The following is a 13,058-nucleotide window of genomic DNA, read 5'->3' as shown; positions in this document are numbered from 1 at the left end:
GAACAGAGAAGTTAAGCCCGCCTGCGCAGATGGTACTGCATCATTGTGGGAGAGTATGTCGTCGCCTTTCTTTTGAAAACCCTATCCAATTCGGATGGGGTTTTCTGTTTTTATATGATTTTGGAAAAAGCTGTCTCAGCCAGCCGCGTTAGTGATGGAAGCGGCATCCTTTTGCGGGGCATGCAGAGCTTTCTCCCCTATGTCTTCTCTCGCAAAAGATACAGTGGACAGCACGGCCCAGAGGGAAACGCCATAAGTATCTGCAGTCTTGAGCTTATAAGTGTTAAATTATAGTCAATTGTTGACGGTTAAATATTGATACCTTAGAGTTTTTGGATTTGAATGAGTATTTTTGTGTTTCAATTATTTTATTTAAACATGAAGAAAAATATTTTATTGTTAGCACTTCTTGCTGTTACAGGGTTAAGTGCACAACAACGTCCAAAGTTAGTGGTGGGTATAGTTGTAGATCAAATGAAAATGGAATATTTATATCGTTTCTCAGATGATTTTTCTCCAAATGGCTTTAAGAGATTAATGAATGATGGATTTACTTTCCAAAATATGCATTATAACTATATGCCTACCTATACAGCTCCTGGACACGCTTCAATCTACACAGGTACAACTCCAGCTACTCACGGAATTGTAGGTAACGAATGGTTTAGTAGAACGCTTGGCAAAGAAATGTATTGTACTGACGATGCTGGAGTTAAAACAGTAGGTGACGGTACGCCCGAAGAAGGTGCTATGTCTCCAAAAAATCTTCAAAGTACTACCATTACTGACGAAGTTAGAATGGCCACCAATTTTACTGGGAAAGTTATTGGGATGAGTTTAAAGGATAGAGGTGCTATATTGCCAGCTGGTCATTTTGCGAACTGGGCATTTTGGTACAGTAAAACCGGTTCTTTTATTTCTAGTACTTTTTATGGTGAAAAATTACCTGAATGGGTTACAGAATTCAATAATGAAAAAAACTATTTAAAATATATTAATAAAGGTTGGGATTTGTATAAACCTGCTTCAGTTTATAATGAGAGTCTTCCAGATAACAATCCATACGAAGGAAAGCTATATGGAAGTGCAGCTCCTGTTTTTCCATACGATTTAAAATCAATGTATGAGAAAAATGACGCTGGTGTTATTAGAGCTACGCCTTTCGGAAATGATTTGTTAGCTGAATTTGCAAAAAGAGCTATTGAGAAAGAAGAATTGGGTAAAGACAATGTTACAGACTTTTTGACTGTAAGTTTTTCTTCTACAGACTATGTTGGGCACTTATTAGGCCCAAGATCTATGGAACTTCAGGATACTTACTTGAGATTGGATCAAACCATTGCTGATTTTTTAGCATATCTGGATAAAACGGTTGGTAAAGGAAATTATTTACTTTTCTTAACGGCTGACCATGCTGGTGCTGAGAATGTGATTTACTTAAAAGACCGTAAATATAATGTAGATAATTATCCTTCTAAAGAGGTTAAGAAAAGTCTACAAGATTTTTCAGTTAAAACCTTTGGTGTAGATTTAATTCAAAATTACTCAAACTTTAATGTCTTCTTTAATAAACAAATTATTAAAGACAAGAAATTAGACCTTGATAAAGTTAAAGATGCTTTTAAAAAGTTTTTAATTACTCAACCGCAAGTCAAAAAAGTTTATACAGAGGAAGAAGTTTTGGCTAATGCTGGAAATGATTACGCTCTTAATTTTGTGGCAAAAGGTTATGATGTTACACAAAATGGTGATTTAGTTATTGTGGATAAGCCTGGAATGATAGAATATACACCTACAGGAACATCACACGGAACAATTTATAGCTACGATACGCATGTTCCTGCTATTTTCTACGGTTGGCATATTAAAAAAGGAGAATCTTACGATAAGAAAGCTATAACAGAGATCGCTCCAACAATTGCTCAAAAAATTAAAGTTACTTTTCCAAATGGAACCGAGGCAAAAGTTATGACTGAAGTTCTTGACAATAAAAAATAAGAAAGATTATTATTTAGAAAAAACCTGTCTTCATGACAGGTTTTTTTATGGCATAAAAAAGGCTTTTCAATTAAGAAAAGCCTTCTTGTAATAGTGATTTAGTAAGCACTTATATAAGTATTAACACTATGCGTTTGCTAATACTATTTCTTCGTTAAAAGGTAAATTCCAAGCTTCTGCAACTCCTTTGTAAAGGATTTTTCCATTAGCTACGTTTAATCCTTTTTTCAATTCTTCATTTTCTGCACAAGCTTTTTCCCATCCTTTGTTTGCTAATTGTACAGCATATGGTAAAGTTGCGTTTGTTAATGCTAAAGTAGAAGTGTAAGGAACAGCTCCTGGCATATTAGCTACACAGTAGTGAACGATATCGTCAATAATGAATGTTGGGTTTTCGTGAGTTGTTGGAGTACAAGTTTCAATACAACCTCCTTGGTCTACTGCAACGTCAACAACAACAGTTCCTGGACGCATTAATTTAAGCATATCACGAGTAATTAAGTGAGGTGCTTTTGCTCCTGGAATTAAAACCGCTCCAACAATTAAGTCAGCATTTTTTATTGCTCTTGTAATGTTGTAGTGGTTAGACATTTCTGTGTTTACGTTTGCTGGCATGATGTCATCTAATTGACGTAAACGAGGTAAGCTTAAGTCCATAATAGTAACTTGAGCACCTAATCCAGCAGCCATTTTAGCAGCTTGAGTTCCTACGATTCCTCCACCTAAAACTAATACTTTTGCTGGTGGCACACCTGGAACACCACCTAAAAGAATTCCTCTTCCTTTTAATGGTTTTTCAAGATATTTTGCTCCTTGTTGAATTGCCATACGACCAGCAACTTCAGACATTGGAACCAATAATGGTAAGCTTCTGTCTGTTTTTTCTACAGTTTCGTAAGCTAAACAAACAGCTCCTTTTTCTAACATTGCATGCGTTAATTCTTCAGAAGAAGCAAAGTGGAAGTACGTGAATAATAATTGATCTTTTTTGATCAATGGGTATTCAGAAGCAATTGGCTCTTTTACTTTAATGATCATTTCTGCAATAGCATAAACTTCTTCAATAGTTGGTAAAACAATCGCACCCGCTTCAGCATATTCTGCGTCAGCGAAACCGCTTCCTAAACCAGCAGTTGATTGAACATAAACTGTATGTCCGTGTTTTTTCATTTCCGAAACACCTGCAGGAGTTAATGCAACTCTGTTTTCGTTATTTTTTATTTCTTTAGGAACACCTATTATCATTTTGTTATATTTTTTTGTTTTTATTGAATTTGTTTTACAAATCTACAGATAGAGAATAAATTATGGTTTAACGCTGAATAAATAAGAAAATATTATTTTATTTTTTATTTTTACAGAAAAATATTCTGTTTTGAGGCAAAATTTATTCTTCAAAAAGAAAAAATGACTAATTCGGACTAATTTTAATAAAACGTTTTCGTTATGGCTTTAGATGAAATTGACAAAAAAATCCTACGTCTGTTACAGGAAGATGCGCACTACACTTTAAAAGACATCGCAAACAAAATAAATTTGTCTTTAACGCCTGTTCATGATCGGGTGAAACGTCTTGAAAAAGATGGAATTATAGAAAAATATGTGACGCTTTTAGATAAGAAAAAACTTGGAAATAATTTGACCGTTTATTGTCAAGTTACGCTGACAAAACAGACTTATGATACTTCGGAAGGATTTAATCAGTCGATTTTGAATTTGCCCGAGGTTGTAGAATGCAATTATGTTTCAGGAAACTTCGATTATATGCTGAAAATCATAATTCCAGACATGGAAAGTTACCATCATTTTCACCAGAAAAAATTATCAATATTGCCTGAGGTTTCACTAATAAATACCGTTTTTGTAATTTCAGAAGTAAAGAGTACTACTGTTCTTCCTATTTAAACCAAAACAAAAAACCATCAAGAAAATCCTGATGGTTTTAAGAAAAAAAGTTAGTTTGGTTGAATTAATAATAAGTATAACGTCTTACTTTGGCAATATATTTTGCTAAGCGAATTACTTGATGGCTATATCCATACTCGTTATCGTACCATATATAAAGTACAATATTTTTTCCATCCTTTGAAACAATCGTTGCATTGCTGTCATAAATAGACGGAGCAGAAGTGCCGACAATATCAGATGAAACTAGTTCGTTATTTAAAGAATATTTTATCTGCTCTACCAGTTCTCCTTCAAGAGCATACTTCTTCATAATTTTATTGATTGCAGCAATTGATGTCGCTTTCTTAACTTCTAAATTTAAAACAACAAGTGATCCATTAGGAACAGGAACACGAATCGCATTCGAAGTTAATTTGCCTTCTAACGACGGTAAAGCTTTTGCTACTGCGCTTCCTGCGCCAGTTTCAGTAATTACCATATTTAAAGCTGCAGCTCTTCCACGACGGTATTTTTTGTGCATATTATCAACCAGATTCTGGTCGTTGGTGTAGGCATGAATGGTTTCTAAGTGTCCTTTTATAACTCCAAGAGTTTCTTCAACTACTTTTAAAATTGGAGTTATGGCGTTTGTTGTACAAGAAGCGGCAGAAAAAATATTTACTTCATCAGGATTAAAATCGTTATGATTCACACCATGTACAATATTTGGAACACCTTTTCCTGGAGCAGTTAACAAAACTTTATTTGCTCCGTTTGAGGTTAAATGTCTTTTTAATGCTTCTTCTGTTGTAAATGCGCCAGTATTATCAATAACTAAAGCGTCATTAATTCCGTATGTGGTATAATCAATTTCTTCAGGTGAATTGGCAGTAATGATATGAACGGTTGTTCCGTTTATAATTAAGGCATTATTTTTAGCGTCGGCTATTACTGATCCTTGGAAATCTCCGTGAATGGAGTCGTATCGCAATAGAGAAGCTCGTTTCTCTAAACTTGATGCGTCATTTTTATCACGGGTAACAATTGCTCTTAATCGCAACTGATTTCCTTTTCCTGTTTTCGACATTAGCTCTCTTGCCAATAAACGTCCAATTCTTCCAAAGCCATATAAAACAACATCTTTTGGTTTGATTTCTTTTGAAGATTTTGCTTTTTTCAGCTTATCAATAACAAAATATCTTGCATCGGGATATTTTTCATCTTCTAAACGATACTCGTAAGTTAGTTTTCCTAGATCTATTTTTGCTGGCGGAAGATCTAATGATAAAACCACTTTTGCAATCTCGACAGAATCGAATATTGTAATTGGTTTTCCAACAAATTCACCAGCGTATTGATGAAGATTGATAATATCGCTAACGTTTTTATCCAATAATTGATTTTTGAATAAAACCATCTCGATTGATTTGTCATACCATAAATCGCTTATGACTTTAATTAATTCGACACCTGCTTTTCTTCGGTCGACTTGTAAGGATACCTCTTTTTGGTACAATGATTTGTTACTCATAATTGAAAAAATAAAATGCTCACTATTTTAAAATTTGGCGCAAAAGTATCCATTTCAATCGATTTCGTAAACTATTTTAGCATTTATTTTTGAAAATAAAAAAGTCACCTTAATTTTCTTAAGATGACTTTTTTGAAGTTTTCAGTCGCAGTCACAGTTTGCAGTTTTTAGTATCCGAAAACTGTGGACGAAAAGGGAGATTTAAATTATAATTCTGAAAATCTCTCCGTTTCTGTTGATCATTTCAATTCTTACGCTTTGTCCTTCGTCTTTTTTGCTCAAAAGTTTAGAAACAGTTTCAACGTTGGTTGCTTTTACATTATCAATACTTAGAATAATATTTCCTAGTAGTTCGTTTTGATATTGCATTAAATTTTCATTGCTAATGTTTTTAATTTTAACACCATAATCAATTCTGAATTTTTTCTTGTCAGCAGCATCAATGTTTTCTAATTCAATTCCTTTAAATTCGGCGCTGTAAAACTCGTTTTTGCTTAAAGTTACAGGAACCGTTTTGGTTTTTCCTTCTTTAATATAAGTTACTTTTACAACATCGTTTGGACGTTTTGTATTGATATAACCTGATAAATCTGCATATGTTGCAATATTTTGATCATCCAATTTTACAATAATATCTCCTTTTGTTAAACCAGCTTTTTCTGCGCCAGAGTTTTTAGAAACTCTATTAATATAGAATCCTTGCGTTTCTGTTACACCCAATTCTTTAGAAGCTGTGGCATTCAATTCGCCTCCTTCAACTCCAAGAATACCTCTTTGAACATTTCCATATTCCATGATGTCCTCAATAATTTTGCGAGCAATATTAGAAGGAACAGCAAAAGAATATCCAACATAAGAACCTGTCATAGAAGAAATCATGGTATTGATTCCGATTAATTCTCCTCTCGCATTTACTAACGCTCCACCACTATTACCTGGGTTTACAGCAGCGTCTGTTTGTATGAAAGATTGGATGCCGCTTTGGTCTAAATTTCTGGCTTTCGCCGAAACAATTCCAGCAGTTACTGTTGAAGTCAAATTATAAGGATTTCCAACTGCCAATACCCATTCTCCAACTTTTACATTGTCAGAATTTGCAAAAGCAGTATAAGGAAGTTTCTCATCGGCATTGATTTTTAAAAGAGCAATGTCCATTTTAGAGTCGGTACCAATTAACTTCGCTTTGTATGATTTTTTATTGTTTAAAGTAATTTCAATTTCTGTAGCGTCTTTAATTACGTGATTATTAGTCACAATGTATCCGTCTTCAGAAATAATTACACCAGAACCAGTTCCTACTTGTTCTTGTTGTTGCTGTCCGCCGTATCCGTAGAAAAACTCAAGCATCGGATTGCTTACGGTTCTTCTCGAAACATTTTTTACGTGAACAACAGTGTGGACAGTTTTGTCTGCGGCTTCGGTAAAATCTAGTATTTCAGCACCTAAACCAACATTTTTTCCATAAGAGTTAGGGGCAAGAGTTACAACAGAATTTCCTTTTCCAAAAAAAGAATTGTTGCTTTCAAATAATAACTTGTAAGCACCAAGAGTAATAGCACCACTTAATAATGATACTAAAAATAAGGCTGAAAATCTTTTCATATTAGAATTTGTAATTAAGTTATTAGAATTTAAGTTTCATGTTTTATTTAACGTAAAATTACTTCAAAAAATTATTTGTAAAAACGGTTTAACGCTCTTTAACAATGATTAACATTTCATTAATTAATAGTTCGTACTTTTGTATTTCTAACAACTAAAAAATGCAAGTAGAATTTTATAAATATCAAGGCACAGGAAATGATTTTGTAATGATTGATAACCGTTCTAATTTCTTTCCAAAAGACGATGTTAAACTTATTGAACGTCTGTGCGACAGACGTTTTGGAATTGGAGCTGACGGATTAATCCTTTTAGAAAATGATACCGAAACCGATTTTAGAATGGTCTATTACAACTCGGATGGAAACCAAAGTTCGATGTGCGGAAATGGAGGTCGTTGTCTTGTTGCTTTCGCTAATCAATTGGGAGTAATTGATGATAAAACGACTTTTATTGCAACAGATGGTTTGCATCATGCTTCAGTAAAGAATGACTCGATTGTTTCCTTACAAATGATAGATGTTAATGAAATCCAGAAAAAAGATTCTTATACGTTCCTAAATACAGGTTCTCCGCATCATGTTCAGATTGTGGATGATTTGGAACATTATAATGTAAAGGAGAACGGAGCCGCAATTCGTTATGGTGAATTGTACGGAGAAAAAGGCAGTAATATCAATTTTGTAAAAAAAGTAGATAACGATACTTTTTCTTTAAGAACATACGAAAGAGGCGTTGAAGATGAAACTCTTGCCTGTGGAACTGGCGCTACAGCCGTTGCAATTGCTATGAATGCAATTGGAGAAACAGATAAAACTTCAATAAACTTAAATGTGGAAGGCGGAAAACTTGTCGTTTCTTTTGATAAAGATAATGATGGTTATACAAATGTTTTCTTAACAGGACCTGCAAAATTTGTATTCAAAGGTACAATTGAGATTTAATTTATAAATACCAATTTTTAAAATCCCAAATTCCAATTGAGATTTTAAAATCTAAAATCTACAATCAAAAATCTAAAATTGTAAAATGATAACATTAAAAGGCGATTCGATTTATTTACGTGCACTTGAACCTCAAGATTTAGAGTTCATTTATTCTATAGAAAATGATGAGAATATCTGGGAAGTTAGCAATACGCAGACTCCTTACAGCCGTTTTTTGATCAAACAATATTTAGAAAATGCCCATCAAGATATTTATGAGGCAAAACAGCTTCGTTTGGCAATCTGTCAGGACGAAGATTTTCCTGCTATAGGATTGATTGATTTGTTTGATTTTGATCCTAGAAATAATAGGGCAGGAATAGGTATTGTTATTCAGAAAGACGAAAATCAAGGGAAAAACATTGGTTCTGAGGCTTTAGAGCTTTTAATAAAGTATTCTTTCTATAATTTAAATCTCCATCAATTGTATGCAAATATTGGTGTACAAAATGTAGCCAGTCTTGCACTTTTTACTAAATTTGGTTTTAAGAAAATCGGAATAAAAAAAGACTGGATTTTGTATCATAACCACTATCATGATGAAGCAATTTATCAGTTAATTAATAAACAAATTTAAATTTTAAGCTTTGAGTCTAAAGAAAATAATCACAATAAGTGCCGTAGCCATTATTTCAGTTTTATTGATATATGGTTTTATTCTAGTAAGTAAAATTTTTAGTTCTAATACTAAATTTGAAGAGAAAGAAGTATATGTTTACGTGCCTACAGACGCTAGTTATGCCGATGTAAAGAAAATTTTGGAACCTTATATAAAGAATTTTGACAACTTTGAAATGGTTGCCGAAAAAAGAGATTATCCGCAAAATGTAAAATCGGGTCGTTTTCTTTTAAAGAAAGACATGAACAACATCGATCTAGTTCGTGCAATTCGTTCTAATATTCCAGTTAAGTTAGTTTTTAATAATCAGGAACGTTTAGAAAATTTTGCAGGAAGAATTGGAAAAGAAATTGAAGCTGACAGTTTATCATTAATGAAAGCGATAAAAGATTCTACATTTTTAGCCGCAAACGGATTTAATGAAGAAAACGTCTTTGCAATGTTTATTCCAAATACTTATGAGATTTATTGGAATACATCGGCAGAAAAGTTCCGTGATAAGATGATTAAAGAATATCATAATTTCTGGACAGCTGATAGAATTGCTAAAGCAAAAGCACAAGGATTAACTCCAGTTCAAGCCACAATTTTAGCATCAATTGTACATAAAGAGTCGGTTAAAAAAGACGAAAGACCTCGTATTGCTGGTGTTTATTTAAACCGTTTGCGTTTAGAAATGCCATTACAAGCAGATCCAACAGTTATTTATGCTTTAAAATTAAGAGATAATGATTTTGACCAAGTAATAAAAAGAGTTTTTTATAATGATTTAGTTATGAGATCTCCATATAATACTTACGTAAACAAAGGACTTCCTCCAGGACCGATCGCAATGCCAGATATTACGGCTTTAGAAGCAGTTTTAAATCCAGAAAAGAACGATTATATCTATTTCTGTGCAAGTGTAGATCGTTTCGGATATCACGAATTTGCTGCAACACTAGCAGAACATAACGTAAATGCAAAAAAATATTCAGATTGGATCGCAAGTCAGGGAGTAACAAGATAATCTGATTTATGTAAATAATATTAGAAAACCGAAGCCAATTTGACTTCGGTTTTTTTGTTTTTTTCTGATGTAAAAAAGTCTTTGAAATTGAAAAATTATGAAATTGCTATTTTGTGTATTTTTCGATTTGTCATAATAAAAAAATAACCATTTTTTAATGATGAATTTTATAAAATTCGAAAACCACTTTTTCAAAATTTGCATAAAAACTATAACTCAAATGTAAGTTAATTCTTTCTTTTTTGTAAAAATTGCTTAAAATTTCTATAAAATGCGATTTTTTTTGACCTAAAATTTCGATTTTTAGAAGAGAAAAAAGAGACTTCAAATCTTTCGGAATCCATTAGTATATCTGGGATGAAAGCGAATCGAGTTTTTAAATGGTAAATGTTAAATCGTTGATTTATAGTATATTTTGAAAAGACTTATCTTTGCAGCGTAGAAATTTCAAGAGGGTGACAGCGTCTTGAAGAAAAACAATTTATGATAAAGAAATGGTATTTTTATGCGAGTTTAGTCGTTATTATTACATTTTTAAGTTTGGGATTTATTCCCTCAGAAAAAGAAACCAAACCTTGGTTTTTAATTGAAAAAACAGATGGATCAGAATACATTTTTCCATCAAAAGAAAAGGATGATTATCCGAACACCAATGTCCCATACACAGGAAATCATCTAATAGGATTTAAAGAGGCAGTAGCTTTTAAAGAATCACAAGGGCAATACAGACTAGTAAATTCTCTTGGTTATATGGGTAAATATCAATTTGGTTCTAAAGCTTTAAGAGCAATCGGAATTAATGATAATAAAGCCTTTTTAAAAGATCCTGCTCTACAAGAAAAAGCTTTTATAGCTTTGTTAGCCAAAAACAAATGGATTTTACGTTACGAAATCGAAAAGTATCAAGGTAAAATCATCAGTGGTATTGAAATTACCGAATCTGGAATTTTAGCGGCAGCGCATTTAGGTGGTGCAGGTTCTGTAAAGAATTTTTTTAAGAACAAAGGAAGCAGACATTTTAGAGATGCTTTTGGAACTTCTTTGAAAAGCTATATGAGAAATTTTGCAGGTTACGATCTTTCTTTTATAGAGGCAGATAGTAACGCAACAGTAAACGACTAAATTAAAAGAGGTTGTTTCACATTTGTGAAACAACCTCTTTTTCTATTTTTTATGTTCTTTCATGAGCTAAAACGCTATCTCAAGAACTTTATTTATTTTCCGTATCGCTAATAACTGAAAACTCCTACTGCTAACTTTAATCTATTAAGGCTTCTAAGATTTTTATAGCTGCTTCGCTTATTTTAGTTCCCGGCCCAAAAACGGCTGATGCCCCAGCATCGAACAAGAATTGATAGTCCTGAGACGGAATTACACCGCCTACAATTACCATTATATCTTCGCGTCCATGTTTTTTTAGTTCTTCTATAACTTGCGGAACTAATGTTTTATGACCAGCAGCAAGAGATGAAACGCCCAAAATATGAACATCATTTTCTACCGCCTGTTTTGCTGCTTCTGAAGGAGTTTGAAATAACGGACCTATATCAACATCAAAACCTACATCGGCATAACCTGTTGCAACTACTTTTGCTCCTCGGTCGTGACCGTCTTGTCCCATTTTGGCAATCATAATTCTAGGACGTCTACCTTCTTGTTTAGCAAAAACATCTGCTAATTGTTTTGCTCGCTCAAAATTTTCGTCATTTTTTATCGCTGCACTATACACTCCGCTAAAAGATTTGATTTGTGCTTTAAAACGGCCAAAAATAGTTTCCAATGCATTACTAATTTCGCCTAATGTTGCTCTGTTTCTCGCAGCTTCAACAGCAATTTCAAGTAAGTTGCCTTGTCCATTTTGTGCACAAAGGATTAATTTTTCTAGTGATTGATTTACTTTTTCAGTATCTCTGGTTCTTTTTATTTCTTCCAGACGTTCAATTTGCTGTTTACGAACCAATTGATTGTCTACATCTAGGATATCTAATGGATCTTCTTTTTCTAAACGATATTTATTTACGCCAACAATAATATCTTGTCCGCTGTCAATTCTTGCTTGTTTTCTTGCTGCGGCTTCTTCAATTCGAAGTTTCGGAATTCCAGCTTCGATCGCTTTGGTCATTCCGCCAAGTTCTTCAACTTCTTCAATTAGCTTCCACGTTTTTTCAACAATATCGTTTGTCAGACTTTCAACATAATAACTTCCAGCCCAAGGATCTACTGTTTTAGTAATTTTGGTTTCTTCTTGAAGAAATATTTGAGTATTTCTAGCAATTCTCGCAGAAAAATCTGTTGGAAGCGCGATAGCTTCATCTAAAGCATTGGTATGCAAAGATTGTGTTCCTCCAAAAACCGCTGCAGAAGCTTCTATACAAGTTCTCGCCACATTATTAAACGGATCTTGTTCTGTTAAGCTCCATCCACTAGTTTGGCAGTGTGTTCTTAAGGCTAAAGATTTATCGCTTTTTGGATTGAACTGTTTTAATAATTTAGCCCAGATCATGCGGCCAGCTCTCATTTTGGCAATTTCCATAAAATGATTCATTCCGATTGCCCAAAAGAAAGATAATCTTGGAGCAAATTCATCAATCGTCATTCCAGTTGATAATCCGGTTCTGATGTACTCTAAGCCATCTGCCAATGTGTATGCTAATTCGATATCAGCTGTTGCTCCAGCTTCTTGCATATGATATCCAGAAATAGATATCGAATTGAATTTTGGCATTTTTTTGCTCGTAAATTCAAATATATCAGCGATAATCTTCATCGAAGGAGTTGGAGGGTAGATATAAGTATTTCTAACCATAAACTCCTTTAAAATATCATTTTGGATTGTTCCTGCTAATTTTTCTGGACTAACGCCTTGTTCTTCGGCAGCAACAATGTAAAAAGCCATAATAGGTAAAACGGCTCCATTCATAGTCATGGAAACTGACATTTCATCTAACGGAATCTGATCGAAAAGCACTTTCATGTCTTCGACAGAATCAATTGCAACTCCTGCTTTTCCAACATCACCAACCACTCTTTCGTGATCAGAATCATAACCGCGATGCGTTGGTAAATCAAAAGCGATTGAAAGTCCCTTTTGGCCCGCAGCTAAATTTTTTCTGTAAAAAGCATTGCTTTCTTCCGCTGTAGAAAATCCTGCATATTGACGTATGGTCCACGGACGTCTCACATACATCGTTGCATATGGACCGCGTAAATTGGGTGCAAAACCAGCTCCGAAATCAAGAAAATCTAAATCTTCGATATCTTTTTCAGAATAGCTTTTTTTAATTTCAATTCCTTCGGCAGTAGTAAAGCTGTTAGAACTAGAATTAATTTCTGGTTCCTGACTTTTAACTTCTAACTTTATATGTTTAAGGTCTTTTCTTGTCATTGAGACGCTTTGTTTGAATTTGTAATTAATTACTTTTTCTG

Annotated in this window: 10 protein-coding genes; 6 read left to right on the top strand and 4 right to left on the bottom strand. The window is 33.5% G+C overall.

All coding sequences use genetic code 11. From position 1 onward, the window contains the following. Positions 1–378 precede the first annotated feature (378 nt). The gene (pafA, locus tag JI750_RS21095) at positions 379–1,998 is read left to right on the top strand and encodes an alkaline phosphatase PafA (protein ID WP_202006382.1); all 1,620 of its coding nucleotides are present in this window, start codon (positions 379–381) and stop codon (positions 1,996–1,998) included. A gap of 126 nt (positions 1,999–2,124) precedes the next feature. On the opposite strand, the gene ald is transcribed toward pafA, so the two are convergent. After that, positions 2,125–3,243, bottom strand: a complete 1,119-nt coding sequence (ald, locus tag JI750_RS21090; protein WP_202006381.1) for an alanine dehydrogenase — start codon at positions 3,241–3,243, stop codon at positions 2,125–2,127. A gap of 201 nt (positions 3,244–3,444) precedes the next feature. Between ald and JI750_RS21085 the strand changes: the two genes are divergently transcribed. Continuing rightward, on the top strand, positions 3,445–3,903 hold the full coding sequence (locus JI750_RS21085) for an Lrp/AsnC family transcriptional regulator (RefSeq protein ID WP_073416996.1): 459 nt from the start codon (positions 3,445–3,447) through the stop codon (positions 3,901–3,903). A gap of 64 nt (positions 3,904–3,967) precedes the next feature. Here the strand turns inward: JI750_RS21085 and JI750_RS21080 are convergent, their stop codons facing one another. Further along, positions 3,968–5,416, bottom strand: a complete 1,449-nt coding sequence (locus JI750_RS21080) for a glyceraldehyde-3-phosphate dehydrogenase (protein ID WP_202006380.1) — start codon at positions 5,414–5,416, stop codon at positions 3,968–3,970. 201 nt (positions 5,417–5,617) lie between these two features. Beyond that, positions 5,618–7,018 carry a trypsin-like peptidase domain-containing protein gene (locus JI750_RS21075; protein ID WP_095931875.1) on the bottom strand — a complete coding sequence of 467 codons (1,401 nt, stop codon included), beginning with the start codon at positions 7,016–7,018 and terminating at the stop codon, positions 5,618–5,620. 161 nt (positions 7,019–7,179) lie between these two features. Between JI750_RS21075 and dapF the strand changes: the two genes are divergently transcribed. From dapF to JI750_RS21055, 4 genes are all read left to right on the top strand, one after another. Beyond that, entirely contained in the window at positions 7,180–7,962 is a 783-nt protein-coding gene (gene dapF, locus JI750_RS21070; protein WP_202006379.1) for a diaminopimelate epimerase, read from the top strand. A gap of 85 nt (positions 7,963–8,047) precedes the next feature. Then, complete coding sequence (locus JI750_RS21065) at positions 8,048–8,581, top strand: GNAT family N-acetyltransferase (protein ID WP_202006378.1); 534 nt, start codon at positions 8,048–8,050, stop codon at positions 8,579–8,581. A 10-nt stretch (positions 8,582–8,591) separates the two neighbouring features. After that, positions 8,592–9,632: an endolytic transglycosylase MltG gene (mltG, locus tag JI750_RS21060; RefSeq protein ID WP_202006377.1), complete on the top strand. Its 1,041-nt coding sequence runs from the start codon at positions 8,592–8,594 to the stop codon at positions 9,630–9,632. Positions 9,633–10,115: 483 nt separating this feature from the next. Further along, on the top strand, positions 10,116–10,754 hold the full coding sequence (locus JI750_RS21055; RefSeq protein WP_202006376.1) for a peptidoglycan-binding protein LysM: 639 nt from the start codon (positions 10,116–10,118) through the stop codon (positions 10,752–10,754). A gap of 136 nt (positions 10,755–10,890) precedes the next feature. Here the strand turns inward: JI750_RS21055 and scpA are convergent, their stop codons facing one another. Next, complete coding sequence (scpA, locus tag JI750_RS21050) at positions 10,891–13,017, bottom strand: methylmalonyl-CoA mutase (protein WP_202006375.1); 2,127 nt, start codon at positions 13,015–13,017, stop codon at positions 10,891–10,893. Positions 13,018–13,058 lie beyond the last annotated feature (41 nt).

The organism is Flavobacterium tagetis (assembly GCF_016735615.1).
Classification (GTDB): domain Bacteria; phylum Bacteroidota; class Bacteroidia; order Flavobacteriales; family Flavobacteriaceae; genus Flavobacterium; species Flavobacterium tagetis.
The sequence above is the reverse complement of the archived record's forward strand: the minus strand, read 5'-3'. Positions and strand labels throughout refer to the sequence as shown.